The 26,386-nt window shown below is 47.8% G+C and carries 25 protein-coding genes; all 25 read right to left on the reverse strand.

The window, feature by feature from the left end:
* Positions 1-146 precede the first annotated feature (146 nt).
* Positions 147-929 (reverse strand): YlmH/Sll1252 family protein, encoded by a 783-nt coding sequence (locus tag MHI21_RS16780; protein WP_342418562.1) that lies wholly within the window; start codon positions 927-929, stop codon positions 147-149.
* An 8-nt stretch (positions 930-937) separates the two neighbouring features.
* On the reverse strand, positions 938-1,195 hold the full coding sequence (locus tag MHI21_RS16785; RefSeq protein ID WP_023989436.1) for a YggT family protein: 258 nt from the start codon (positions 1,193-1,195) through the stop codon (positions 938-940).
* Between the two features lie 7 nt (positions 1,196-1,202).
* Positions 1,203-1,655 (reverse strand): cell division protein SepF, encoded by a 453-nt coding sequence (locus MHI21_RS16790; RefSeq protein WP_013311078.1) that lies wholly within the window; start codon positions 1,653-1,655, stop codon positions 1,203-1,205.
* The gene (locus MHI21_RS16795; RefSeq protein ID WP_061828505.1) at positions 1,646-2,347 is read right to left on the reverse strand and encodes a YggS family pyridoxal phosphate-dependent enzyme; all 702 of its coding nucleotides are present in this window, start codon (positions 2,345-2,347) and stop codon (positions 1,646-1,648) included. Before MHI21_RS16795 ends, MHI21_RS16790 begins: the two co-directional genes overlap by 10 nt.
* A gap of 8 nt (positions 2,348-2,355) precedes the next feature.
* Positions 2,356-3,240 (reverse strand): peptidoglycan editing factor PgeF, encoded by an 885-nt coding sequence (pgeF, locus tag MHI21_RS16800; protein WP_342418563.1) that lies wholly within the window; start codon positions 3,238-3,240, stop codon positions 2,356-2,358.
* A gap of 82 nt (positions 3,241-3,322) precedes the next feature.
* Positions 3,323-3,667: a YlmC/YmxH family sporulation protein gene (locus MHI21_RS16805; RefSeq protein ID WP_341163632.1), complete on the reverse strand. Its 345-nt coding sequence runs from the start codon at positions 3,665-3,667 to the stop codon at positions 3,323-3,325.
* 112 nt (positions 3,668-3,779) lie between these two features.
* A complete protein-coding gene (gene sigG, locus MHI21_RS16810; RefSeq protein WP_007431182.1) occupies positions 3,780-4,562 on the reverse strand; it encodes an RNA polymerase sporulation sigma factor SigG in 783 nt (260 codons plus the stop codon).
* A 96-nt stretch (positions 4,563-4,658) separates the two neighbouring features.
* Positions 4,659-5,399 carry an RNA polymerase sporulation sigma factor SigE gene (gene sigE, locus MHI21_RS16815; RefSeq protein WP_254350270.1) on the reverse strand — a complete coding sequence of 247 codons (741 nt, stop codon included), beginning with the start codon at positions 5,397-5,399 and terminating at the stop codon, positions 4,659-4,661.
* Between the two features lie 106 nt (positions 5,400-5,505).
* Entirely contained in the window at positions 5,506-6,492 is a 987-nt protein-coding gene (spoIIGA, locus tag MHI21_RS16820; protein ID WP_342418564.1) for a sigma-E processing peptidase SpoIIGA, read from the reverse strand.
* A 188-nt stretch (positions 6,493-6,680) separates the two neighbouring features.
* The gene (gene ftsZ, locus MHI21_RS16825; RefSeq protein ID WP_341163630.1) at positions 6,681-7,805 is read right to left on the reverse strand and encodes a cell division protein FtsZ; all 1,125 of its coding nucleotides are present in this window, start codon (positions 7,803-7,805) and stop codon (positions 6,681-6,683) included.
* 67 nt (positions 7,806-7,872) lie between these two features.
* Positions 7,873-9,144: a cell division protein FtsA gene (gene ftsA / locus MHI21_RS16830; RefSeq protein ID WP_013311085.1), complete on the reverse strand. Its 1,272-nt coding sequence runs from the start codon at positions 9,142-9,144 to the stop codon at positions 7,873-7,875.
* Positions 9,145-9,343: 199 nt separating this feature from the next.
* Positions 9,344-10,108 carry an FtsQ-type POTRA domain-containing protein gene (locus MHI21_RS16835; RefSeq protein WP_061828510.1) on the reverse strand — a complete coding sequence of 255 codons (765 nt, stop codon included), beginning with the start codon at positions 10,106-10,108 and terminating at the stop codon, positions 9,344-9,346.
* A gap of 56 nt (positions 10,109-10,164) precedes the next feature.
* On the reverse strand, positions 10,165-11,475 hold the full coding sequence (gene murA, locus MHI21_RS16840; RefSeq protein ID WP_172828261.1) for a UDP-N-acetylglucosamine 1-carboxyvinyltransferase: 1,311 nt from the start codon (positions 11,473-11,475) through the stop codon (positions 10,165-10,167).
* Entirely contained in the window at positions 11,465-12,370 is a 906-nt protein-coding gene (gene murB, locus MHI21_RS16845; protein ID WP_341163629.1) for a UDP-N-acetylmuramate dehydrogenase, read from the reverse strand. Before murB ends, murA begins: the two co-directional genes overlap by 11 nt.
* 145 nt (positions 12,371-12,515) lie before the next feature.
* Positions 12,516-13,625 (reverse strand): undecaprenyldiphospho-muramoylpentapeptide beta-N-acetylglucosaminyltransferase, encoded by a 1,110-nt coding sequence (gene murG / locus MHI21_RS16850; RefSeq protein ID WP_341163628.1) that lies wholly within the window; start codon positions 13,623-13,625, stop codon positions 12,516-12,518.
* 6 nt (positions 13,626-13,631) lie between these two features.
* Entirely contained in the window at positions 13,632-14,729 is a 1,098-nt protein-coding gene (gene spoVE, locus MHI21_RS16855; RefSeq protein WP_061828513.1) for a stage V sporulation protein E, read from the reverse strand.
* Between the two features lie 49 nt (positions 14,730-14,778).
* Complete coding sequence (gene murD, locus MHI21_RS16860) at positions 14,779-16,200, reverse strand: UDP-N-acetylmuramoyl-L-alanine--D-glutamate ligase (RefSeq protein ID WP_341163627.1); 1,422 nt, start codon at positions 16,198-16,200, stop codon at positions 14,779-14,781.
* Between the two features lie 4 nt (positions 16,201-16,204).
* The gene (mraY, locus tag MHI21_RS16865; RefSeq protein WP_013311092.1) at positions 16,205-17,173 is read right to left on the reverse strand and encodes a phospho-N-acetylmuramoyl-pentapeptide-transferase; all 969 of its coding nucleotides are present in this window, start codon (positions 17,171-17,173) and stop codon (positions 16,205-16,207) included.
* Between the two features lie 22 nt (positions 17,174-17,195).
* Positions 17,196-18,599 carry a UDP-N-acetylmuramoyl-tripeptide--D-alanyl-D-alanine ligase gene (gene murF, locus MHI21_RS16870; protein ID WP_342420219.1) on the reverse strand — a complete coding sequence of 468 codons (1,404 nt, stop codon included), beginning with the start codon at positions 18,597-18,599 and terminating at the stop codon, positions 17,196-17,198.
* Positions 18,599-20,086, reverse strand: coding sequence for a UDP-N-acetylmuramoyl-L-alanyl-D-glutamate--2,6-diaminopimelate ligase (locus MHI21_RS16875; RefSeq protein WP_342418565.1), 1,488 nt, complete (start codon positions 20,084-20,086; stop codon positions 18,599-18,601). The genes murF and MHI21_RS16875 overlap by 1 nt, the downstream gene beginning before the upstream one ends.
* 55 nt (positions 20,087-20,141) lie before the next feature.
* Positions 20,142-22,058, reverse strand: a complete 1,917-nt coding sequence (locus MHI21_RS16880; RefSeq protein ID WP_043882263.1) for a stage V sporulation protein D — start codon at positions 22,056-22,058, stop codon at positions 20,142-20,144.
* 81 nt (positions 22,059-22,139) lie between these two features.
* A complete protein-coding gene (locus tag MHI21_RS16885; protein ID WP_342418566.1) occupies positions 22,140-24,494 on the reverse strand; it encodes a penicillin-binding transpeptidase domain-containing protein in 2,355 nt (784 codons plus the stop codon).
* A 60-nt stretch (positions 24,495-24,554) separates the two neighbouring features.
* Entirely contained in the window at positions 24,555-24,935 is a 381-nt protein-coding gene (locus MHI21_RS16890; protein ID WP_254325276.1) for a hypothetical protein, read from the reverse strand.
* 24 nt (positions 24,936-24,959) lie between these two features.
* Positions 24,960-25,910 (reverse strand): 16S rRNA (cytosine(1402)-N(4))-methyltransferase RsmH, encoded by a 951-nt coding sequence (rsmH, locus tag MHI21_RS16895; RefSeq protein ID WP_061828520.1) that lies wholly within the window; start codon positions 25,908-25,910, stop codon positions 24,960-24,962.
* 17 nt (positions 25,911-25,927) lie between these two features.
* The gene (mraZ, locus tag MHI21_RS16900) at positions 25,928-26,365 is read right to left on the reverse strand and encodes a division/cell wall cluster transcriptional repressor MraZ (RefSeq protein ID WP_342418567.1); all 438 of its coding nucleotides are present in this window, start codon (positions 26,363-26,365) and stop codon (positions 25,928-25,930) included.
* Positions 26,366-26,386 lie beyond the last annotated feature (21 nt).

Here is a 26,386-nt window from a genome sequence, read left to right on the forward strand (position 1 = left end):
AAAAATACATTTTCCGCGTCACGACGCTCACTATCATCTATCGGTCATCATACCCCGTTTTGTGAATACTGTACAGAGCAAAATCGTTCCAGTTCTTCGCTATAGCTTAATTCTTTCGACAGAAAGCTCGTGATTCCTGCCTACTGCTATACAAACTTACCAATTTTGACACGGAATCTTCCCTTTTTTGTCATCCCGTCTGTTTCAAGCACTTTGAAACGCCCAAAACCCTGCATGGAAATAACGTCCCCCGCTTTAAGTGGAGTAGATGGATTCTCCTCCACCTTCCAATTTACCCGGCACCGTCCCGCCCGAATCGGTGTTAATATTTTACTGCGGCTTAGCTTGTACACATCGCTGGCAATACCGTCCAAGCGCAAAGAAGCGACCGTCAGATCTAGCGCCTCTAATGCAACTTCCTTCGTTCGCAGACTCGCTACAGGCAATAGTTCTGTCCATACATGAACACGATGTACCTGCTGCAAATGCATCGTCATAAAACCACCGATCTCTGAAGCTACCAATACATGGCACCCATCATCCAGTACATGAATGTCCCCGATTTTCCCACGTTTGATTCCAAGTCCCAGTAGGGCACCTAGATAATCACCGTGCTCAAGGGTACCTATTTTATGATCGTCAGATGTGATGGAAAGGACCTGAATCCCCATCTCCTCACCGTCCAAATACGAATAATCGGGCGCAATAAGCGCCCGCTTTCGTTCCGAAGCGATATATCCGCCATCTACCCTAATCGTGACCTTGTCTTCCTTCGAAGCAAGTGTCTCCAATATGTACTGTTGGCGCGGGTCCAAAAAATCAGTCAGCTTCTGCTCATGATAAGCTCCCGCATGACTGATCCATTCGGAAGCGCGATCCACATAGTCCCGTTCATCCGGGTGAAAATGCTCATAAATCTCAGTTCGCATAACTCCTCCTAGACGAAATTACCAATTAAAGAAATCAAGCCGTACGACGCAAAACGCAGAGCAATCAGCGCAACGATGGGTGAAATATCAATCATCCCGAAGATTGGCGGTATAAACCTGCGAAAAGGAGACAAATACGGCTCCACAAACTTGGCAAGTAAATCACCAATTACACTCTCTCTGGCATTAGGAAGCCATGACAGCAGAACATATGCAATGATCATGTACGAATAAATCTGAAATAGCCAGTAAATTACCTCGATCAAGAAAAGTTCACCTCATTCTGTTAAGTTCTTGTTCAGTGTCAGCCAGTATTTCTGTAATAGAGCCTTGAATCTCAACCGTATCTGGTGTACACAGAAAAATATTATTCCCGACCTTGGAAATACCACCACCCAGTGCATACACAGTACCACTCAAAAAATCAATAATGCGCAGCGCCTGATCCTTGCGAATTCGTTGCAAATTAACTACGACGGTGCGATGGGAACGGATATGGTCGGCAATTTCCTGTGCTTCATCATAAGAACGCGGCTCATACAGGACAACTTTCACATTTTTCTGTGAATGGATGCTGACAACATTAGTGCCCTTCTGGTTCTTACGTTTATCAAAGCTTGGGGTTTCAATTTCTTGATCTTCCGGCGTATTCATAACCTCTCGCTCTATAACTTCCTCTTCTTCCTGAAGCCCCAGAAAGTTCATGAACTTATTCATTACGCCCAATGGAAATCCTCCTCTCGTCCGACCAGTACGGAACCAAGCCGCAGCCAGGTCGCTCCCTCTTCAACTGCCACTTCAAAATCATTGGACATCCCCATTGACAAGTGAACGATGGGTTCTCTGGTCAAGGCTTGTCCATTTAACGTATCCCGTAATTCACGCAATCCCCGAAACACAGGCCGAGTTTTTTCCGGGTCTTCTTCATGAGGAGCCATCGTCATCAAGCCAATCACGTCCACATGCTCCAACTCGCGAATTTGTTCCAAGAAGGGGGCAACCGCCTCAGAGGACAAGCCATATTTGGACATTTCTCCAGAAATATTGACTTGCACAAAAGCTTTAACTCGCAATCCCAGAGCGGCTGCTTTCTTGTCCAATTCCTGAGCGAGCGATAAGCGGTCAAGCGAATGTATAAATTTAAATTTTCCAATCACATCTTTAACCTTATTCGTTTGGAGATGACCAATAAAATGCCACGTTCCCCGGTCACCCAACTTGCTCCATTTATCCGCAGCATCCTGCCAGCGATTTTCGCCCACATGCTCCAAGTTGCTATCCAATACTGATGTCATTGTCGCTGCCGAAACATATTTCGTGACAGCGATCACATTAACTTCATCACGCGAACGCCCGCTACGGGCACATGCCGCTTCTACACGGGCATTCACTTCTTTAATTCGTTCCTCCAAAGACACGGGAGGACTCACCTCTCTTCCAGACCAATCCAACTCGCCATTCTTCCTGTGACGCCGCCTTCTTTGCGATATGAAAAAAACAAATCGCTACGGCTACTCGTGCATAAGGTAGTACATTCGATATGGCTCGGCAATATTCCTGCTTTCATCATAATGTGTCGATTGCATTGTTTCAAGTCAAGTAGTGTTTTTCCGTCGGTTAAGGGGAAGTAAACAGAACCTTCCCATTTATCATTACCCGGGCAATCATGCTCCAAAACCTGAATTTGGCTCATCACGTACTCATCCACCTCATAGGATTCAGAACCAATAGAAGGACCGATAGCTGCTAGTATATCAGACGGCTGAGATCCATATTCGTTCTGCATGGTCTGTACCATTTTCAATGCAATTTCCGCAACGGTTCCCTTCCAGCCTGCATGCGCCAACCCAATCACACGGCGCACTGGATCACAAAAATATAATGGTACACAGTCTGCATAAAAGGACGTCAGCAAAATGCCAGGTACATTCGTCAAAAGTCCATCTGTGTCCTGAAAAGCGGATGCACGATCCATAAAGCCCCGCCCGCGATCAGCAGCCTTGACTACAGCAACATGATGACCATGAACCTGCTCACCACACGTCCATGCTTCAGCAGCAAAACCAAGCTGCTCAGCAATGAGCTGCCGATTACGAATGACTTTCTCGGGGTCATCCCCTACATGAAACGCACAGTTCAGACTAGCGTAGGGCACCTCACTGACACCGCCATGACGACCTGTAAAACCAGCTGTTAATCCCTGAACCTGTCGCTCCCAAGATTGAATATATAACAACTCCGGTACGGGACGCCCGCCATCTTGCATTGGCTTTGCCCCCGTAACCTCGGTATTCACTACAAATGATTCCATTCATTCTCACCTCTACTGCCCAGTGTACCAAAAAGCCGCCGCCGTGTCTTCACAACACACTAAAATACGTAGATCTGCAAGTTCAGAAGCCCCTTCGGTCACTCCGCTCTTGACGTTCGATATACAACTTTTCTTCCCCTTCACCCGGCGGCCCTTGCAATCCTTCCAGTCGTACAAGCACAACATCCGAACCAATTTTCACAATGTTGCGCCACGGAATGACCAACTCGCTTCCGCCTCCAAACCAGCCCATAAAACGACTGCTGCCTGGAACCACAATAGCTTCAATTTTCCCCTGCCGCACGTCAATCTCCAAATCACTGATTTGTCCGAGGCGTCGTCCATCTACAATGTTAATGACATCCTTGGTTTGAAACTCGGAAATTTTCATTGCTCTTACTGACGTTTCCGGTGCACTCACACGCATCACATCCTTTATTTCACTATATGAGCGGAAGAGCCCAAAAAATGTCCTGTAAACGCAAAAACGATCCGAGTAGGATCGCTTTTATCGCTGGATCATTCAAGCATTCATTTCATTAGGACTTTACATGTTTTTGCATTTGCTGTATAGCCGACTTCTCTAATCTTGAAACCTGGGCTTGAGAGATACCGATTTCGTCGGCAACCTCCATTTGCGTCTTTCCTTCATAAAAACGCATAGACAATATCATCTTTTCACGCTGGCCCAGGCGATGCATCGCTTCCCGCAGAGCGATTTCCTCAATCCATGAGACGTCTTTATTTCTGTCATCACTGATCTGATCCATCACATAGATTGGGTCGCCCCCGTCGTGATATATCGGCTCGAACAGCGAAACCGGATCCTGAATCGCATCCAACGCGAACACAACGTCTTCTTTAGGCACATTCAGTGCCTCTGAAATTTCAAAAATCGTTGGTTCTCGCGAGTTCAGATTCGTCAGACTGTCCCGCACCTGAAGCGCCTTATATGCAATATCCCGTAACGAACGAGACACACGGATCGGATTGTTATCCCGCAAATAACGGCGGATCTCTCCGATAATCATCGGCACCGCATAAGTGGAGAACTTTACGTTTTGCGAAAGGTCAAAATTATCAATCGCCTTCATTAGGCCGATACATCCTACCTGAAACAAATCGTCCACAAACTCTCCCCGATTGTTAAATCGTTGAATCACACTCAGGACGAGCCGGAGATTGCCGTTGACCAATTTTTCTCTGGCTGATCGTTCATTATTTTGCTGAAGTGATGTGAACAACTCGCGCATTTCTGCATTGGTTAATACCGGCAGTTTGGCGGTATCCACACCGCAAATTTCCACTTTGTTTCGGGTCATCGTGTCTTACCTCCCAAGGAGCAACATTAATGTACATTATCTCCTGAGGGCATTTTTTTATTCGCCGTTTCCATCGCTTCCGGATATACCCATGCATTATACCATTTTGTTAAATTCTTTTCGTAAGCGCTTTATAATTCGCTTTTCCAGACGCGAAATATACGATTGCGAGATACCCAACAGGTCAGCAACATCCTTCTGTGTCTTCTCCTCTCCGTCTTGTAAGCCGAAGCGCAGCTCCATAATCAAACGCTCTCGATCCGTCAATTTATCCAGTGCCTTATGCAATAATTTACGGTCCACCTGCTCCTCAATATTACGGTAAATGGTATCATTTTCCGTTCCCATCACATCAGAAAGCAACAACTCGTTACCATCCCAGTCAATATTGAGAGGCTCATCAAAAGAAACTTCCGTTCTCGTTTTACTATTGCGACGCAAATACATCAGAATCTCATTCTCAATGCATCGAGAGGCGTATGTGGCAAGTTTGATTTTCTTCTCTGGATCAAAAGTGTTAACCGCTTTGATTAGTCCAATAGCACCGATGGATACGAGATCCTCAATGTTGATGCCCGTATTCTCAAATTTACGGGCAATATATACGACTAACCGCAAATTTCTTTCGATTAGCATCGACCGTACTGCCGCATCTCCAGAAGAAAGTTTTCCCAGCAAATATTCTTCTTCGTCTCTCGTCAGCGGTGGGGGGAGCGCCTCGCTGCCGCCAATATAATAAATTTCTTCACTTTTCAGCCCAAATAAAAATAAAATACGATAATATTGCAATTGCAATGCTAACCTAATTCTCATCTTCAATTTCATCTGTTCCCGCATATCATTCTCCCCCTTTTAAAAATAGTGCTATTCCAGCTGTGCTCCGTCCATTTCACCATTGGATATTTCTCGTCGCCTTCAAACATCATTTTGTGTTTATGCTCCGTCATCCTGATTCTGTAAAACGCTCACCAATATGTGCATCTTGTTTCTGGTTGGTATCAGCACTGCCCTCTTCTTGTGCCGTCACATCCGGGTGGATGATGGCGCGATACTTACCCTCTGCCGACAATGTCCCCCCGTCCAAGCCAATCAACACTCGATGATGTACAAAATGAACCCCATTCATCACCACCTCTACCCGGTCTGGTTTAAGGGCGAGCATAAAGGAATGATTGCGGTTAATTCCACGATACGGGACGAGACGAACACGATCCTGCCAGCTAAACGGTTCGTCCCCCAGTTCCATCACCAGTTGGTCAGCATTACCCTCAGAACATTTTCGGAGCCAAGAGGCAGGCAAATGCGATTCCCACAAGGCCGCCTCCATGACCATCACCGGGGTTCGGGTCAAAGGATCATAGAGCTGATTACCTGTATCCAACAAGCCTGTACACTCAATATGATCCTGCCCAATCCATACCTGCACTTGTCCCAAAAACCCACTCATCCTTTCTGTGCGCTGCTTTGAGGACTGCACAATACGAAAGAAAAGCATCACTCCGCCAAATGCGCATAAAATAAACCAGAATGCGATTTTGAGTTCAAAGGACATTCCACCCGAAGCGGTGTACCAGATGCCGTTAAACAATTCCCCCGTATTTTGGAGAAAATAATGCATCCCCAAAATGCCACCTGCAGCTACAAAATTGATCATGTAAAAAGCACCCATTGTACGAAGATACTTTTGCATGCTGCCAAATCCAAAAGCCACCAGCAGCATTATGACCGATAATGCCAGTTTGATCAGGAACGTAAATAAAAAGGACAGTTCCGGCACAAACATCATGACCACATACATTGCGCCGATTCCAGCCGAAGTCATCAACCTCCACCACACTAGACGGATTTTTCTCATCCAAGCGGTGACCATCAGCAACACAGCATCAATGAACAAATTGGCCAAAAAAATCAAATCGATATAAACAACCAAGGCTTCACCCGCCCAGCGTTTGCAGGATAGGATTAAGTATAGTAGTCATGCTGTTCAAAGTCTGTCTAACGGTGGGGACGGTGACCGACTAATTTTGTCGGAAAGAGGAGAAGCGCCTGAACTGCAGGATACGGAAAACAGAAAGAAGCCCGCATCTCCAGGGAGAATGCGGGCAATCCGAATTGAAACTAGTTATCGTTATTATTATTGCGCGAACGGTTACGTAAGAATGTAGGAATGTCTAATTGGTCACTGCTTTGAGTGTTACCAAATGGACGCAAGTTAGGAGAGCCTTTTTCCGCCGATTCGGAAGTAGCCGGGTTGGTTGCCGGTTTACGTCCCGGTGCCGGTTGACTTGGCTTGCCTTCAAAGCCAGTGGCAATGACGGTAACCTTGATCTCTTCTTTCAACTCTTCGTCAATGATAGCACCGAAAATCATGTTTACTTCCGGATCGGAAGCCGATGTTACAATTTCAGCTGCCTCATTAACCTCATACAAGGACAGGTTGTTGCCGCCAGTGATGTTCATAATCACACCACGAGCACCTTCAATGGATGTCTCCAACAACGGGCTCATGATAGCCTTGCGTGCTGCTTCAGCCGCACGATTTTCACCAGTTGCTTCGCCAATCCCCATCAAAGCGGAGCCACGCTCCGTCATGATCGTCTTAACGTCAGCAAAGTCGAGGTTGATTAGACCCGGTACAGCGATCAAATCTGAAATACCTTGAACCGCCTGACGCAGAACATTGTCCGCTTCACGGAATGCTTCCAACATTGGGGTTTTCTTGTCCACAATTTCAAGCAAACGGTCATTCGGGATTACAATCAAAGTGTCTACTTTTTCTTTTAATCCTTCAATACCAAGTTCAGCTTGATTGGAACGCTTACGCCCTTCAAACGTGAATGGTCGGGTTACCACGCCTACAGTCAGCGCGCCGCATTCCTTGGCAATTTCAGCAATGACAGGAGCCGCTCCGGTTCCAGTACCGCCACCCATTCCCGCCGTTACGAATACCATATCCGCACCTTTGAGCGTATTCATAATGAGCTCACGCGACTCTTCAGCCGCTTTTTTACCCACATCGGGGTTAGCGCCGGCACCCAGACCGCGGGTCAGCTTATCCCCAATTTGAAGCTTATGCTCAGACTTTGCTAAATGAAGTGCCTGGGCATCTGTATTGACTGTAATGAACTCCACACCCTGAACACCATTTTCGATCATTCGGTTAACCGCATTGCTGCCGCCGCCTCCGACGCCGATCACTTTAATTTGAGCCAAGCTCTCCATTTCAAAATCAAATTCCAACATACTATTCCATCTCCCCCTCAATGTGCATGGATGGCCCGTCCATGATTGGCATAATTAGCAATGAACGTTATATAAATTCACTGAACATATTTTTTAAGCGTTCAATCAACCCCTGCTTTTGCTCGCCTTCCGCAGCGGGACTACTGCTTTTGGTTCGGTTAGTCGGCTTCTTGGTACTTCCGCCACTGTTGCTAACGCTAGTCGATCTTCCGCGATAGTAACGAATAGCATTATGCAAGATTCCAACTCCGCTCGTGTAGCCCGGATCCCTTACACCGATAAAATCAGGTACGGCGATCCTTACGGAAGCGGCCAGTTCGCTTTGTGCCACCTGAAGTACACCAGGCATGGAGACGGTGCCTCCGGTAAGTATATAACCTCCCGGAAGCTCTGTGTAACCCAAGCGCTTAACTTCCGCCTGAATGAGTTGAAAAATTTCCTGCACTCTCGGCTCAATAATAGCAGCCAAATCCTGCTGGTTGAATTCCTTATCCACATTACTGCCGATACGCGTCACTTTAAAGACGACATCGGCTGCCGCATCATCATACCATGCGCAGCCGTATTTAAGCTTTACTTTTTCGGCTTGATCGGTAAGGGTTCTCAGTCCGTAGGCAATATCATTGGTTACAAATTCTCCACCAATCGGAAGTGTTGATGTGGCAACAATCGTTCCTTCCTGGAAAATGGCAACATTCGTAGATCCTGCACCAATATCCACTAGCACTGAACCCATCACCTTTTCATCCTTCGAAAGAGACAATTGTCCGGCTCCAAGAGGCAGCAAGACCAGATCTTTAATCCTCAAGCCGGCTTTCTCAACGCAGCGCAACAGATTATGTATCGGGGTCTTGCCTCCAGTAACAATCGTAGCCTCTACTTCGAGACGAACTCCAATCATACCGCGAGGGTCCTGAATGCCTTCAAGGCCATCCACGACATACTGCTTGGCTACCACGTCAATAATTTCTCTCTCCGGTGGTACGGCAATAACCTCAGCTGCCTTCAGTACACGCTCAATGTCCTCCTCACCGATTTCACGGTCCTCGTTGGACACGGCTACTACGCCATGACTATTTTGCAGGCCAATATGATTGCCTGAAATCCCCACATACACTTCTGTTATTTGAATACCAACCATGCGTTCTGCGTGATCCACGGCGTTACGGATTGATTGCACGGTTTGATCAATGTCTACAATTGCACCTTTGCGAATCCCTTCCGAGTCGGCAGATCCAACTCCAATAATATTAAAGGTTCCATTATTCATTTCCCCAATAATAGCCCGAACTTTGGATGTACCGATGTCCAAACTAACAATGATGTCATTGTTGCTCAAGTCTGTGGCACCTCCTGACTCCAAAATGAATTTCGTTCTTTAAACACACTCTGTACATATTCAACATACTCCATGCTTTCCCTCTTTTTTCTACAAATTTTTTAGAAGCCAATTTATGGTTGCAGTCACATAAAAATTTGAAGAAAAAAGAAGGAGGCAAGTCTATTACCCATAAAATCAATTCTAGCATTTTTTCACATCACTGAGTAGTATCTTTTTCTTGACCCTCTTCACTCGTATCCGGTTTGAACGGAACGTAGGAATCCGCCTCCAACATGGTGATCAAACCTGGATCTTCTGTTTCTAGCACCTGGTTCAAATAGCTGATTTTAGAATTCAGTAGAGAAACAGTTGTAATAACCTCAAACTGGGAACGTGTGTACATTTTGATGCGATCCGGAAAAGAAGGAATCGGTGCGGGAATGATTTCCGAAATATCGGCTGTCCATTCCCCCGGAATGCGCGATAAAGCATCACACAGCTTCGCTTTGTACGGATCATCAGATTTCCATTTGGTCAAAATAGGCTTCTCAACAGCTATTCCGCTACTCCCCACGCTCACGCTTGTCCCATTCGCTAGAATAGCACGAAGGCTCCCATCACTCTGCAACTCGTAAGCGACCGTAGCAAACTCTTTAATGTGAATAGCAATAATACCCGGAAACTGCTTGTCCACTGTGACTTGCTGTATCGATTGAATTTCCCGCAGCTTCTCAGAGATGTCGGATGAACTGACTCCGAAATACTGGTCTCCAACAGCCAGACCGCTTCGATTAAGAAGCTGATCTCGGGTCGAAAATACATTACCATCAAAACGAATTTCAGAAACCCGACTCAACGAAGAACGGAAAAAGAGAACAGCGAGCAGTACGATAAACAACAAAATGAGAAGAATAGCAATCTTCCGGCTTGTTCTTTTTTTCGTTCTGTTCTTTTTAAGAACAGGTATTTGAGCATTTGGCATAGCTTCTCTCCACAAAAGCCTTTTGTCCCCCCGTTAACGGAGGGACATTACAGGCATTAATTTACGAAATCCAGGTGCTCCGGCACCGGAGACTGACGGCTCATTCGGGCACCCAGTCCCTGGAAAAGACGTTCGATCCGGTCATACCCTCTGTCAATATGATGAACCTGCTCGACAATAGTACGTCCTTGAGCCGCTAGACCCGCTATGACCAGCGCTGCCCCTGCCCGCAGATCGGTAGCCTCTACCGTAGCCCCGTACAGACGAGAAACTCCTCTTATAAAAGCAGCATTTGCATCAACCGTAATATCAGCACCCATTACATTTAGTTCATCCACATGTTTGAATCGGCTTTCGAAGACGGTCTCTTTCATGACACTGAATCCGTCCGCCAAAGAAAGCAAAACCATGACCTGTGATTGCAAATCCGTCGGAAAAGACGGGTAAGGGGAGGTAACGATCCTCTCCACTGCTTTGGGACGACTCATACAACTTACGGTCATTATATCATTCAAGATGCCGATTTGAACACCAGCCCGCCTGAGGACGTGAATCAGAGCAGACAAGTGGGATGGATTGCAGTGGGTCAGCGACACACTTCCTCGTGTAGCTGCAGCTGCAATCATAACCGTTCCAGCTACTATGCGGTCAGGAATGACCTCATACGTACACGGATTGAGGCGACTGACCCCCGTGATTGTAATCGTGTCGGTTCCAGCACCAATAATGCGGGCTCCCATGGCATTCAAGAAGTTTTGTAGATCCTGAATCTCCGGTTCCCTCGCTGCATTGGTGATCGTTGTTCGTCCTTCAGCCAACGCAGCGGCCATCATAATATTTTCCGTTGCACCTACACTCGGGAAATCCATGTGGATGTCCGAGCCGATTAGCTTGTGGGCTCGAAACGTAATTTGCTCGTCTTTTTCCTCTATCTCTGCGCCAAGAGCTTTTAAGCCCTCTAGGTGAAGATCAATTTTGCGCTCGCCTATGGCGCAGCCTCCGGGCTGGTAAATGGAAACCTCTCCATATCTGGCGAGCAGCGGTCCCATCAGAAAGATAGATGAGCGCATTTGCTTCATCAAATCTTCCGGAATTTGGAACGTTCGGACGGACGACGTATCCACGTATACCGTTTCCTCTTCATGTCGGCATGTACAGCCGAGTCTTTCAAGGATGTGCAGCATGACCTTAATGTCTAAAAGATGGGGCACATTCCGAATTTCTACCTTACCTTGTGCAAGTAAGCTCGCTGCAAGAATAGGTAGTGCCGCATTTTTTGCCCCATGGATACGTATGGTGCCTGACAGGGGACGGCCTCCCTCAATCACCAATTTGTCCAATGTATCACCTCCGAGTTTACCGCTCACCCACTACGAAAACCTCCGGAACTAGCTTGATGCCGGTTTGAGATGATATTGTACTTTGAATATGCTTCATTAGGGTAAGCACGTCCTCTGCTGTCGCTTGACCGGTATTTACAATGAAATTGGCATGCTGTACAGATACCTCAGCGCCTCCCGCCTTCAAGCCCTTGAGACCTGCGCTCTCAATAAGACGAGCAGCATAGTCACCTGGAGGATTACGGAACACGCTTCCTGCACAAGCTAACTGTAGCGGCTGGGTCAGCCGACGGCGGTCTTTAAAAGCCGCAAGCGCTGATGAAATTTCCTCCCGATCGCCCCGCTTCATCCGAAACACTGCCTCTGTCACCATTCCACGTTGCTCATGCAACACGGAGTGACGATAGCTGAAATGCATATTGTCAGCATCGTACACAGCCAATTCCCCTGTATCCAGTACAATCTCAGCGGACTGGAATATTTGTGACACATCAGACCCATGGGCACCGGCGTTCATGTAGACAGCCCCACCGACTGATCCTGGGATACCACCAGCAAATTCAAGACCGGACAGGCCCTGTTTGCTGGCCATAACGCACAGTTTGACCAGTGAAACGCCTCCTCCAGCAACGATCTGTTCATCCTCAAAATGAACATAATCAAATCCTGGCCCCAGCTTGATCACAAGTCCCCGTATCCCTTTGTCAGAGACGAGCATGTTGGAGCCCCGCCCCAACTGCATCCAGGGAATTCTGTGCTCGCTAGCCAGCTTCAAAACTCTTGCCAGCTGCTCTTTGGTATCCGGGATGACAAGTGCATCCGCAGGGCCTCCAATCTTCCATGTCGTATATTTGGACAGCGGCTCATGCTCCAGCACTTTTCCGATATCATGCTCCGCTAATAATGGCATCCATTGCTGCATTGTACTGAAACCTCCTTGTTGCTTGCCCGCATGGTTATAAGGCTCTCACCTGACAACCGGCAGCCTGAGTGATGGTCACAATCTATAGGGTATCCTATGTAAATACCATCCGGTGTGTGACAACCGCCCAATTCTGCGCTGCAGACTACCTTTTATGGGCAAGACGTTCCATTTCTTTTACTAAAATATCTGCTGAGTCAGGCTTGCCGAGCGCAGACGCCGACTCTGCCATGCGACTTCTCCGTGCCTCATCCTTCATAATTCCCGCTATAGATTGAAACAGGGCCGGGCCACTCAGTTCCTTTTCTACAATCATGACGGATGCGCCTGCCTTTTCAAGTGTACGAGCATTAGCCTCCTGATGGTTATTCGTCACATTAGGTGATGGGATCAGAATGGACGGAATGCCCAAAGATGTGATCTCTGCCAAGAAGGACGCACCTGCGCGATTAACAATTAATGAGGTACAAGCCAGCACCTCTGGCATATTGTGAATATAGGGAAGCACATGTAGATGATTGGGCAATGAGCCGATCTGATTCCGTATGCTATCCAGCGTTTGCTCATAATAAGATTCACCGGTTACATATACAAAATGGACGTCTTTCAGTTGCGAAAGTTGCGGAGCCATTGCAATCATGGCGTCATTAATGGCCTTCGCTCCCCTGCTGCCACCGACCACAAGGACGACCGAACTGTTCATCGGAACCCCAATTGAAGCAAATCCCCGATCCCGGTTAGCCAAACGAACTGTTGTAGCACGCGGGTTCCCAGTGTACAGTACATTTTTAGCTTTGGGGAAAGCTCCTTCTGAGCCTTCAAAGCTAACAGCCACTGTATCCACATAGCGACTCAGAAATGTATTAGTCAACCCTGGAATTGCATTTTGCTCATGAATAATGCTGGGAATTCCCAACTTGGAAGCTGCATAAACGACGGGGCCGCATACATATCCCCCAGTGCCAATAACGACATCTGGCTTAAATTTCTTTAATAATGCTTTGGATCTGCGAACCCCTTTGAAAAAGCGCATGATCGTTTTTATATTTTCCACAGACAAGCTGCGGCGAAATCCTGTGATATCAATAGCCTCAAATGGAATTTTTTCCTGAGGAACCAACTTGCTTTCGAGTCCTCGTTGACCGCCAATATATAAAAATTCAGCGTCCGGATCAATCTCTTCGCACTGTCTGGCTACGGCCAGCGCCGGATAAATATGCCCTCCGGTGCCGCCGCCGCTCAACACGACGCGCATAAACGTTCACCTCGCATAACGTGATAAATTTAGTAAAATGCCCAGAGCTGTTAGCATTAAGGTCAGAGAAGAACCTCCATAGCTGATTAAGGGCAGTGTTATTCCTGTCACCGGCATTAAACCGATAACGACACCAATATTAATGACGACCTGTACGGCGACCATTGCGACAATACCCACCGCAAGCAAACTGCCATAGGTATCCGGAATAGTTATAGCGACACGCATTCCTCTCCATACGAGAACCAAAAAGAGCCCCAGCACCGTCATTCCACCGATAAAGCCAAGCTCCTCCGCCAAAATGGAAAAAATAAAATCAGTTTGCGGCTCAGGAACGTAGCTATATTTTTGTCGACTCATGCCGAGTCCCAAGCCCGCCAGCCCGCCAGGACCAATCGCATATAGCGATTGAATAATTTGATAGCCTGCGCCAAGCGGATCGGACCAAGGGTCCAGAAAAGCGGTGATGCGCTGGAGTCGATAAGGCGCAGCTGCAATCAGTGCAGCGAACCCTGCTGCTCCCGACAGAGCCAGCAGACCGAGATGCTTCATACGCGCGCCTGCCGTAAATACGATGAGCATGGACGCTCCCATCATTACCGTGCCTGTGCCCAAATCGGGCTGGAGCATAATAAGCCCAAAAGCCAGTCCCATGAGTCCAAGCGGGGGCAACAGGCCGCGCGTAAAAGAGCTAATATCATAGTCAGGACGACTGAGCCAACGAGCGAGAAAAAGAATCATACCCAGCTTCATAAACTCGGAAGGCTGAATGCCGAAAGAGCTAATACCGAGCCAGCTTCGTGCACCGCCTCTTACTACACCAATGCCGGGAATTAATACGGCAACCAGCAGCGCTAGACAGATCAACAACACGACCTTGGCATATTTCTGCCAGATCCGGTAGTCCGTTCTGGCAGTAAAGTACATCGCTACAAGGCCGAGCCCTGCAAACAGCAATTGCCGCTTTACAAAATAGTAGGAGTCCCCGTACTCGTGAAAAGCGAGGACGGCGCCCGCACTGTATACCATAACCATGCCGATGGCTAATAAGCTTACAATACAAACGAAAAGCCATAGATCCGGCGCTGGACGAGATTGCTTCATCAGGAGGCCACCCCTTGCATAAAAGTAGGGGCTTATCCAACCCCCCTACTTACAATTTATGCGCCGCCTCTTTAAAAATACGTCCACGCTCTTCATAGGATCGGAACATATCCCAGCTTGCACAGGCGGGTGAGAGTAATACTACATCTCCCGTCTCAGCAAATTCAGCAGCCTTGTTCACAGCCTCCACGAGCGTAGCGGCGGCATCCTCCCCATTATCGACGACCTTGACATGCTCTATTCCAGCCTGATGGGCCCGCTCAGCCAGCTTATGCCGTGTCTCACCCAAGAGCACAACGGCTTTCACACCTTCCTGCAAGGAAGGTACGAGCTCTGTATAATCAGAGCCGCGATCCAATCCTCCGGCAATGAGTACAATCGGTTGCTTAAAGGAAGATAAGGCCATCATTGTTGCTTTCGAATTGGTTGCTTTGGAGTTATTGTAATAAGCTACACCAGCGTGTTCTAAAACATATTCAAGCCGATGTTCGACGCCGCGAAAAATACTTAATGGTTCTGCCAAATTCGCTGGTTCTGCGCCTGCAGCAATGGCGATTGCGCAAGCAGCAAGAGCATTTTCTACGTTAAAACGACCGGGAAGTCCAATCTCAGCTACGCCTATAATGGGATGCAGCACACCATTTCCATCGCGGTATACGATGCTACGTTCAATATCGTCCGTCACATCCGGTATGTATGGCGGGTCAGCGAACAACCCTTCCTGCAAACGTTCTGTCATAGAGAACGGAAGCAGTTTCGCTTTTATATAGGGTACGAGCTCCCGGCAGACGGGGTCATCCCAGTTCACCACCGCAGTATCCGCTGCCGTTTGATTGGCAAATAGACGCGCCTTGGATGCAACGTAATCCTCCATGCCTCCGTGGTAGTCCAAATGGGTCTCAGCTACATTGAGCAGGCAGGCCACAGTGGGCTTGAAATCTTTTGTTCCTTTTAACTGAAAGCTGCTCAGCTCCACAACCATCCACTCGTCCGACTTGGCATCCACAGCCGCCTCACATACGGGCGTACCGATATTACCAGCCACGATTGGATTCATGCCGGATGCTTCCAACAGCTTGCCTACCCAAGTGGTCGTGGTCGTCTTTCCGTTGGAGCCAGTAATTCCGATGATCGGAGCTTTACATAGATGGTAGGCGACCTCAACCTCGGTCACGACCTCAATGCCGAGCTCGACAGCTTTCTGTACGGGAGGGGCCGTATAAGGAATCCCTGGATTTTTGACAACCAGCTTCACTCCAGGATGAATTAGCCCCTCTGGGTGACCCCCGCATAAAACGGAAATTCCCAAAGCCTCTAATTCAGAAGCTTCGGGACATTGTTCCCTATCTTTTTTATCATTGACTGTCAGCTTGGCTCCGGCCTGGTGCAGCACCTTGGCAACTTGCACGCCGCTTTTAGCAAGACCGATAATGACGACTTCCTGATCTCTGTATGCGTCTGGATGGTTCATTTGTCTACAACCCCTTGTTGAGATAAAGTCCGAGTCCTGCCAACAGCAGTCCTACAGCCCAGAATGTAATGACTACGCGCCATTCGGACCAGCCGGACAGCTCGAAATGATGATGAATCGGGCTCATTTTGAAAATACGCTTGCCACGTGTTTTAAAGGAAGCTACTTGCAAGACTACGGACAGCATTTCAATTACGAATACACCACCGATAATGAGGAACAAAATTTCGCTTTTCGTAACGATGGCAATGGCACCTATGGCGCCGCCGATTCCCAGCGAGCCTGTGTCACCCATAAACACCTTGGCAGGATGAGCATTATATACAAGAAATCCGAGTACAGCGCCAATCATAGCCGCTGAGCATACTGCTGCCGGAAGCGAGGTTGCCTGAATCGCGACAATGGCATAAGCAGCAAAGGCAATGGCACTTGTACCGGACAGCAGCCCGTCCAGCCCATCCGTGAAATTGACAGCATTGCTAATCGCCAGCATCATGATAATGATGAACGGATAATAAAACCAGCCGCCCCAATCAAAAGACCATGACGTTCCAGGGATGCCGATCGCAGTACTATGATCATTACTAAGCAGAAGCCAGCACATGATCGCGCCAAACAATAATTGCCCAAACAGTTTTTGACGCGCCGTCAGACCTAACGAGCGTTTGAATACAATCTTGATATAGTCGTCCAAAAAGCCGATCAGCCCAAAACCCAGCGTAGCAACCAGCAGAACGTAAAAGTCCGTATTTTTGATAGCTGAAAACTTAAGAAAGGTCAGCGTAAAAGCCACCAGAATCACGATACCGCCCATTGTAGGCGTACCTATTTTTTTAAGATGGCTTTGTGGCCCGTCATCCCGGACCTGCTGGCCGAATTTCATTCGCCGCAGCAGCGGAATGAGCAGTGGAGCGGCAATGACCGCCAATATAAACGATACGACGATCGTCAGCAGTAATAATTGAATATCCATGGGAGTCTCCCTCTCGTCAACATCAGTTCTGTAGCGGACCGTTTTTCAGCGCATCCACAATTTCTTCTAGTCGCATCCCTCTGGATGCCTTAACCAGCACAATATCATTGGCGTGGAGATGAACCAGCAAATACTGGATCAGCTCTTGCTTATCTGTATAAGCGTGAACGTTAGCAATTGGCATCAACTCTTGCGCACCCTGCGCAATCGAAGTGCCTAACGCACCGTAGGTAAACAGTACTTCTACGTCGTGCTTTGCCGCGAAAATTCCAATTTCCTCATGGAATTGCTTTTCCTCAGGTCCCAACTCCAGCATGTCACCAAGCACGGCGATTTTACGTCCGTCCGTTTTATACGCAGACAACGTCTGAATTGCAGCCTTCATTGAAGCCGGACTGGCATTATAAGCGTCGTTTAGCACGGTAAGTCCATTAGGACAGTTCACGACCTCAATGCGCATGCCCGTCAGCTTTAAAGACGACAACCCTTTACGTATATGGTCTACATCGACATTGAAATGACGCGCTACCGCCAGTGCTGCCAAACCATTTACAACATTGTGCTGTCCAAGCAAGGGAAGCCGGAAAGCCTCTTTGCCAGATTGGGCTGTTATAAATAAGCTGCCTTCTCCATCGGAAGTGATTTCAGTCGGATAGTCATCGTTGCCTGTAGCTAGCCCGAACGTAAACAATTTTAAACCTTCAGGCTTGACCGTTTCAGACTCCGCCAACACTTGTGAAAGCAGTGGTTCATCCCCGTTGTAGATCAGCAAACCACCAGGCTTAAGGCCACTTGTGATCTCCAACTTTGCACGAGCGATTTCCGTTCGAGAACCAAGCTGCAGCAAGTGCGATTCGCCTATGTTCGTTATGATAGCTACATCTGGTTGGGCGATATTAGCTAGCAGACGAATCTCTCCGCGCCCACTCATGCCCATCTCCAGAATGAGAATATCTGTATCCTGCGGCATGGAAAGTACAGTTAAAGGCAAACCGATATGATTGTTATAATTTCCTTCGGTTTTGTGTACTTTAAAAGTCGTGCCCAGCAGAGCGTTTACGATGTCTTTCGTTGTCGTCTTGCCGTTGCTTCCCGTGATCCCCACGACAGAAACGCCGGTTTCGCGTAAGTATACAGCTGCTAGATGCTGAAGGGCTTCTAACGTATCCTCTACCTCAATAGCGTTCTCAGCCGGAGGTGCTCCATGATCCTTTTGCCATAAAAATGCAGCTGCACTTGCCTCGCTTACGATCTGCTGCACATAATTATGCCCATCAAACCGTTCGCCCACGAGTGGAACAAACAACCCTTGGCTCTGCGGCCTGCGAGAATCTGTAAAAACGCCTTCGACCATCCGTTCGGCGTCCGCTTCTCCGTGAAGTGTTCCTCCACACATAGATGCAATCTGACCGATTGTTCTTTTCATCACTTGGATAAACCCCTTATCGCTTCTTTGGCTACGATGCGGTCATCGAATTCATGCACCGTTTTTCCGATCAACTGGTAAGTCTCATGACCTTTTCCCGCAATCAATACTACATCGTCAGGGCTTGCCATTTCAACAGCTTTATGAATTGCAGTTCTGCGATCCACGATCAATTCGTATCGTTCTGCGGGTACACCTTCGTCAATCAACCCTTGTTCGATGTCTTTCAAAATCACTTTTGGGTCCTCTGTTCGCGGATTATCGGAAGTAATAAACGAATGATCGCTGTAACGCGCAGCAATTTTCCCCATCAACGGACGTTTTGTACGATCCCGGTCACCGCCGCATCCAAATACACACCATACTTTACCGACCGCAAATTCCTTTACGGTGCGAAGGACATTTTCCAATCCGTCCGGTGTATGGGCATAATCTACAATAACAGCAAAGGGCTGACCCGCATCTACAGGCTCTACCCGCCCGTCTACGCCTGCGATAGACTCTAGACTGCGCTTGATATCCACTAGCGAGATTCCTTCCAGCAAAGCAGCGGTAATGGCCGCCAGTGCGTTGTACACATTGAACTTGCCCACCATTCGAAGCTCAATATCGGTATCTCCTTTAAAAGTAGACACATGGAAGGAGGTTCCCTTGGAACCTATAGTGATACGAGATGCCTGCACATCAGACTCCTTTTCTACGCCGTATGTAATCACTTGGGCCGCAGTTTGAGCCTGCAAATAGGAAGAAGCCGGATCGTCTGCATTCAGAACAGCATATTTGCTATCTGATGCATCCCGCGAGAAAGCATTTCCCAACCTAGAGAACAAAAGTCCTTTTGCAGCACGGTACTCCTCCATTGTGTTGTGGTAGTCCAGGTGGTCCTGCGTCAGGTTTGTAAATATAGCGGTGCGAAAATCAGTTCCTTTGACGCGGCCCTGCTCCAACGCATGTGAGGATACTTCCATGACACAGCATTGAACCCCCTGCTCTGCCATATTTCCGAGATAACGTTGCAGTTCCACCGCTTCGGGCGTAGTACCAGACATTGGGTAAGACTGACCTCCGTAACGCATTTGAATCGTACCAATCAGTCCGGTGTTCACCCCGGCATCCTTCATGATCTTTTCAATCAGATAAGTTATCGTTGTTTTACCGTTGGTTCCGGTTATGCCGATCATGCGCATACGTCGGCTCGGTGAATCAAACATATAATCCGCCAAAACCGCCATGGCATGTCGTGCATCCTTAACTACAAGCTGTGGAACAGGTGCATCCAGTTCCCGTTCAACGACCAAAGCTGCCGCCCCGGACGCAATTGCCTGCTCAGCATAGTCATGTCCGTCCACTGTAAAACCTGGCAAACATAGAAATAAATCTCCCTGTTGCACTCGACGTGAATCCGCCCCGATTCCTCGGCAATCCACTGTACCGTCACCCACCACACGGGAGACGGCCAGCAGTGAAGCCAATTGTTGAAGCTGCATCTTTCATTCCTCCATTGCTCTCTCGTTATTCATAGTATGGTATAAAATGAACCTATCAATCCCCCATGTAAATACGGATCGTTGATCCCCGCTCCAATCTGGAGCCCGGCTTCGGCGCCTGACTCACGACCGTCTTGCCTGACCCAGATTTCACGAGCATAAAGTTCATATTCATATCTTCGTACAAATCAGCTGCAGTAGCACCTACCAGATCAGGTACCGTTTCGATCGGATTTTCTCCATACTTGTACTCTTTGGCAATTTGATTGGTGCGAGGCGGTATTTTCAAGGCAATCAGCGCGTCCTTTAAAATATTTTGCACGATTGGCGCAGCAACCACCCCGCCGAATTGAATGCCCTTCGGGTTATCGACAGCGGTATAAACGACGATTTGCGGATCATCCGCCGGTGCAAAACCAATAAAGGATACAATATGCTCCGAGGAAGAATAACGCCCGTTAATCACCTTTTGTGCTGTCCCCGTTTTACCTCCCACCCGGTAGCCTTCAATGAAAGCAGGACGACCTGTACCTTTAGCAACGACGCTTTCCAGCGCTTCCCTTACCTGTCGGGAGGTTTCCTCTGAAATAACCCTACGTACCAGTTCTGGCTCTACTTTTTCCAGCACTTTTCCGGTTCCCGGCTGAACCCAACCTTTTGTAATGTGAGGCTTATAAAGATTACCGCCATTGATTGCCGCTGATACAGCCGTAACCTGCTGGATCGGAGTAACAGACACCCCTTGACCAAAAGCGGTTGTAGCCAGCTCTACAGGACCGACCTGAGGTAGTTTGAACAAAATACCGTTGCCCTCACCAATCATGTCGATCCCCGTTTTGCTGCCGAAGCCAAAATTGCGAATGTATTTGAACAGTGTTTCTTTACCTAATCGCTGCCCTAATGTTACAAAACCGGGGTTGCAAGAATTCTCCACCACTTGAAGGAAAGTTTGGCTTCCATGTCCGCCTTTCTTCCAGCAACGCAGTCGTGCTCCACCGACTTCAATATATCCCGGATCAAAAAACCGGTCATTTTTGAGATTGACCTTCTTTTCTTCCAAGGCAGCCGCCAGTGTAATAATTTTGAAAGTAGACCCAGGTTCATATGTCATCCAGATAGGCAGATTTCGATTATAGATTTCAGGCGCATATTGCTTGTATAGTGCTGGTTCATAGCTTGGTCGTCCAGCCATGCCTAATATTTCACCCGTCTTAGGGTTCATAGCTATAGACAACGCGGACTTCGCCTGAAATTTGACCATGGCTTGGTCAAGCTCCCGTTCCATAATGGACTGCACAGACTTATCAATGGTTAATTGTAAATTCAGTCCATCCTTCGGTTCAATGTATTTTTCAGAAGAACCAGGCATTAGACGACCACCTGCATCCGATAAATACGCAATGCTTCCGTCGATTCCCCGAAGCTTACTGTTTTGCTGCTTCTCTACGCCTGTCAGCCCTTGATTATCAATTCCTGTAAACCCAAGAATATGAGCCGCTAGATCACCATAAGGATAATAACGTTTGTTGTCTTCAGCAACGACGATACCCGGCAGCTTCAAATCACGAATTTGCTGCGCTTTCTCCATCGTAATTTTTCGTCCGCCGGGCTGAAGTTTTTGGCTTGCTGTTCGTTTGGTAATCAACTTGAGCACTTTATCCTCACTCATATCCAGCAAGGGCGCCAGTCTGCGTGCCGTTTCTTCCGGCTTCTTAATTTGTACTGGTATCGCCATGACTGTCGGCGAACTGACATTATAGGTCAGCGCCGTACCCTGCCGATCCAAAATTTCGCCACGCTTGGCGGCAAATGGAATATTGCGGCGCCACGAATCCTCAGCCTTGGCCGAGAGCTCGCCTCCTTTACCCAATTGAACATAGGCGAGCCGGATCGACAAGGCCGCAAACAGTACAAATAATCCCATTAGCCCCCATACCAGCCTCCGCCGCATGGTCACGTTAGATTTTTTCAAACGCGCTCCCTCCGTTCCTCAAATACTCATGACATGTCTTACCTCATGAATATTCAAAAGAACGGACATTAGAACAAGCTATCAGTTATCCTCGCCTTTAATCGCAGCAGCACTTTCCTCATCTGCAACAGCAGATATTCCTCCCTTAGGAGCTCCCGAGTCTGTTCCAGCATCAGCAGTAGTGCTGGAATCGGTTTTAGTATCGACCTCCGTTTTTGTTGCGCTGCCGGTCTGGTTAGCTGCAACTCCATTGGTCGAGTCCTGTGTTTCCTCCGGTTTCACCCCGGTCACCGTTTCTTTGGCCGGCTGAAGCATCACGCTGACAATCCGCTTTCCATTTACCATTTGCGCCTTTTGAGAGACAACATAACCTTCGCCGCTTACCTGCACACCAACCTTCATAAGGGTCAGAACTTGAAGTGTGTCACGCAACGAAACACCTGTAAAATCAGGAATAGTCATGTTGGCACTATCCTCAGTCAGCAAGTAAATGCGTTGTCCGGGTTTCATTTTGACGCCTGCTTCAGGATACTGGCGAACAATTTTGGAGCCTTTGCCTACCGTTTCATAGGCAATTCCCTGTTTGAGCAATGCATTTTGCGCATCCTTCTTCACCTGACCAGTTAATGTTGGTACCGTTGGCAAATTCACTGTTTTTACAACAGCGGCACCTGATTTATTCGTTTTAGTTCCCGTTTTTGGAACCCCCATATATTGCAACGATTGGGATACAATTTTTTTAAATACAGGTGCTGCTGCTGTACCGCCGCCTACCGATTTGTTAGGTTCGTCCATAACAACCAAAACAGCTATTTTCGGATCATTTACCGGTGCAAAACCTATAAAGGACACGACATCCTTCGAATGGTCATATACTTTTCCGACGACCTTCGTCGCCGTACCTGTTTTACCAGCTACACGATATCCGTCAATATAAGCAAGGCGTCCCGTACCAATTTCTTGGTCCGATACGACCTGCTCTAGATAGCTGCTTGTCTGGACTGCCGATTCCCGAGTAATCACTTGGCGGACTTCCTTCGGTTGAATCGTCTGAACTTCGCCTGTATCTGGGTTGATGATTTCCTTCACCAGATGAGGCTGCATCAGCTTCCCTCCGTTAGCAATTGCCGAGATGGCAGCTACCTGCTGGATTGGCGTCACCTGAACACGTCCGTGTCCATATGAAGCGGTTGCGACCTCGGATTTGTACTGGGTATGGAACGTAATAGCTCCGGTAGACTCACTTGGAAGATCAATGCCCGTTTTCACGCCGAATCCAAAGTTATTAATATATTTCTTCAGTCTCTCGCCACCCAACTTATCCAAACCCAGATGGACGAAACCAACGTTACTTGAGCGCTTGACTCCCTGAAGATAGGTTAACGTTCCCCAGTTGCGGCTTACATCACGAATATCCCAGCCTCCGACCCGAATCATACCAGATTGGTAAGATTCATTTGGATTGAACACCTTTTCTTGAACCGCAGCTGCCAAGGTTACAATCTTAAACGTGGAGCCAGGCTCGTAGATAGATTGAGTAGCATTATTACGGAAATATTCCAAGGGCGTACTCCCATATGTATTGGGATTAAAATTCGGATAAGTTGCCATACCAAGAACATCCATCGTCTGGGGATCAGCAGCTACTACAGTCATCGTTTTCGGGTTGTATTTTGCAATAGCTTCCTGCATGGCATCCTCTATATAATACTGAATTGTATCGTCAATCGTCAGCTTTAAATTTTTACCATTTTGTGCCGGCTCATAGACACTTTCAGATCCTTGAAGAGGAACTCCCTTCCGATCCCGCTGATACAGAAGCTTTCCAGCCGTCCCCGAGAGCTCTTTATTATAATAAGCTTCCAACCCCATACCTGCTGTGCCATCTTTTCTTTGATAGCCAAGAACATGGGAAGCCAGCTTATTTTCCGGATAATAGCGTTTGGATTCTTGAACGGTGTCCACAGCTCCAATTACTTCATACTTATCCTTCAAATACTCTTTGAACGTATCCACTTGTGCCTTGACCTCAGGATCTACCTTCCAGCCCCCATTACGAATCTCGCGATTTTTTAAGTAGTTCCCCTTTTTATCCTTTGCAGAAAGATGCCCTCTCAGCTCATCCTCAGGCGTTTTGAGTAACTGGTGCAGCTTAGCTACAACCTCATTCTCCAAATCATACTCCTGAATGATGCTAGGATTGACAACTACCGTATAAGCCGGTGCATCCGTAGCCAATACGTTTCCTTTACGGTCCGTAATGGTTCCACGCTTAGGCTGAATCACCTGATCTCTTTCTACTTGATTAACTACCAGGTTATGCCAGTACTCCCCGCTCACAACTTGAATCCAAAATACCTTAAGTAGCAGAACAAGAAAAAAGAGGGTAATACATCCCCCTATTAGCAGTGTGCGAAGCTTTATTCTTTTGACCATAGCTCAAACCTCTCTGCAAAAAAATGTACGTCAGAGCATAGCTTGATGCTATGCCCTTAACTATTTGGCAGCCTGCTTTTCCACACGAATGGGCTCTCTTGTTGGTTCGATATATCCCTGTTGCTTTGCAGTCGGCACGATCTGATTTTCCAGACGTTCCTTTTGAATCTTCAGTTGGGCGATATTGGTCTGTAATTTGGAAATGTCCTTGCTTGCCGTATTAATCGAATAATTGATTTGATAAATGTGAGCGTACCTGCTAATCAACATACCAGCAATGACAATGCACGCTACAAGTGTCAATAGATACAGCAGCTTTTCTCGAATCGGCAGCTCTCTGCGGCGTGTAACGACTTTGGTGGTCTCACGATACCGTTGTTGCTGAACCTGTTCCTGACGGGCTTTTTCTTTTACAGCCAAATTACCGCGTGTATAAGCCATGTCGCCTCTCCTTCTCCATTAAATTTACAATTTTTCGGCAACTCTCAGCTTCGCTGACCGGGACCGTGGATTAAGCTCCAATTCCTGCTCCGACGCCACAATCGGCTTACGGTTCACCAGCTTCAGATCGCCTTCCATTTTGTCCTCCAATATAGGCAAATCAGATGGATAGATGCTTTTCGCCAAATACTCCTTGAAAATATGCTTGCATATCCGATCCTCCAGAGAATGGAATGTAATGACCGAAATTCTGCCTCCTGGAGCCAGACATCTTACTGCCTGATGCAAAGTATCTTCCAGTGCACCCAACTCATCATTCACAGCAATCCGCAAAGCCTGGAAACTGCGTTTAGCCGGATGTCCCCCGGTTCTGCGTGCCGCAGCCGGAATTCCTTCTTTGATAATATCGACAAGTTCCCCTGTTGTGTGAATAGGCTTGTTCAATCGACGTTCAATCATGATCTTTGCGATCCGCCGTGAAAACTTCTCTTCTCCGTAATGAAACAAAATACGCGCAATCTCTGCTTCCGACCATTCATTGACAATTTCGTAAGCCGTAAGCGAGCTACTCTGATCCATCCGCATATCAAGCGGCGCATCATGATTGTAGCTAAATCCCCGTTCCCCCTCATCGAACTGGGGCGAGGACACACCCAGATCGAACAAAATACCCTGGACCTGCGGGACGCCGTCTTTCTCGGGCAATCCCAATTCGGTCAGCTTGTCCTGCAAGTGGCGGAAGTTGGATTTCACTAATGAAATCTTGCCTTCATAGGCTGACAGCTTCTCTCGCGCATTGTTCAATGCCCAGTCGTCCTGATCAAAGGCAATGAGCCTTCCCTCAGGGCCAAGCTGTGATGCAATGACGGAACTGTGTCCTGCCCCTCCCAACGTGCAGTCCACATAAATCCCGTCCTGCCTGATGTTTAGTGCCTGTGTTGCTTCTTCTTTGAGTACGGTAATGTGGTGAAACAAACGGCTGACCTCCTAAATTACAATTCAAAGTTGAAATCAACCAATTTCTCAGCAATGTCGTTAAACGCTTCTTCTGATTGGTTGAAATATTGCTCCCAAGTGTGCTTGCTCCAAACCTCTACACGGGTGGACACTCCCAATACGACGCACTCTTTAGTGAGCTTGGCGTATTCGCACAAATTCCCCGGTAAATTTACCCTGCCCTGTTTGTCCAATTCGCATTCAGTCGCCCCCGAGAAAAAAAAACGGGTAAACGCCCGCGCATCGGCCTTCATCAGAGGCAGTGCTTTAAGTTTTTTCTCCATGACAGCCCACTCATCCATGGGATACACGAAGAGGCATTGGTCCAACCCGCGGGTAACCACGAACGAGGCACCGAGAAGTTCACGAAACTTGGCCGGTACAGTAAGCCGCCCCTTCTCATCAATGCTATGTTGGAACTCCCCCATAAACATTGGTTTCGTCACCCCTTACCC

Origin of the sequence: Paenibacillus sp. FSL H8-0168 (assembly GCF_038592955.1) — a bacterium.
Taxonomy (GTDB): Bacteria; Bacillota; Bacilli; order Paenibacillales; family Paenibacillaceae; genus Paenibacillus; species Paenibacillus polymyxa_B.

Coding starts and splice junctions, on each gene's coding strand:
- MHI21_RS16780 (WP_342418562.1), bottom strand. CDS start 929: ATGCGAACTGAGATTTATGAGCATTTTCACCCGGATGAACGGGACTAT.
- pgeF (WP_342418563.1), bottom strand. CDS start 3,240: ATGGAATCATTTGTAGTGAATACCGAGGTTACGGGGGCAAAGCCAATG.
- MHI21_RS16805 (WP_341163632.1), bottom strand. CDS start 3,667: ATGCGTGTGAGTGCACCGGAAACGTCAGTAAGAGCAATGAAAATTTCC.
- sigG (WP_007431182.1), bottom strand. CDS start 4,562: ATGACCCGAAACAAAGTGGAAATTTGCGGTGTGGATACCGCCAAACTG.
- sigE (WP_254350270.1), bottom strand. CDS start 5,399: ATGCGGGAACAGATGAAATTGAAGATGAGAATTAGGTTAGCATTGCAA.
- ftsZ (WP_341163630.1), bottom strand. CDS start 7,805: ATGTTGGAATTTGATTTTGAAATGGAGAGCTTGGCTCAAATTAAAGTG.
- MHI21_RS16835 (WP_061828510.1), bottom strand. CDS start 10,108: ATGCCAAATGCTCAAATACCTGTTCTTAAAAAGAACAGAACGAAAAAA.
- murB (WP_341163629.1), bottom strand. CDS start 12,370: ATGCAGCAATGGATGCCATTATTAGCGGAGCATGATATCGGAAAAGTG.
- murG (WP_341163628.1), bottom strand. CDS start 13,625: ATGCGCGTCGTGTTGAGCGGCGGCGGCACCGGAGGGCATATTTATCCG.
- spoVE (WP_061828513.1), bottom strand. CDS start 14,729: ATGAAGCAATCTCGTCCAGCGCCGGATCTATGGCTTTTCGTTTGTATT.
- murD (WP_341163627.1), bottom strand. CDS start 16,200: ATGAACCATCCAGACGCATACAGAGATCAGGAAGTCGTCATTATCGGT.
- mraY (WP_013311092.1), bottom strand. CDS start 17,173: ATGGATATTCAATTATTACTGCTGACGATCGTCGTATCGTTTATATTG.
- murF (WP_342420219.1), bottom strand. CDS start 18,599: ATGAAAAGAACAATCGGTCAGATTGCATCTATGTGTGGAGGAACACTT.
- MHI21_RS16875 (WP_342418565.1), bottom strand. CDS start 20,086: ATGCAGCTTCAACAATTGGCTTCACTGCTGGCCGTCTCCCGTGTGGTG.
- MHI21_RS16885 (WP_342418566.1), bottom strand. CDS start 24,494: ATGGTCAAAAGAATAAAGCTTCGCACACTGCTAATAGGGGGATGTATT.
- MHI21_RS16890 (WP_254325276.1), bottom strand. CDS start 24,935: ATGGCTTATACACGCGGTAATTTGGCTGTAAAAGAAAAAGCCCGTCAG.
- mraZ (WP_342418567.1), bottom strand. CDS start 26,365: ATGTTTATGGGGGAGTTCCAACATAGCATTGATGAGAAGGGGCGGCTT.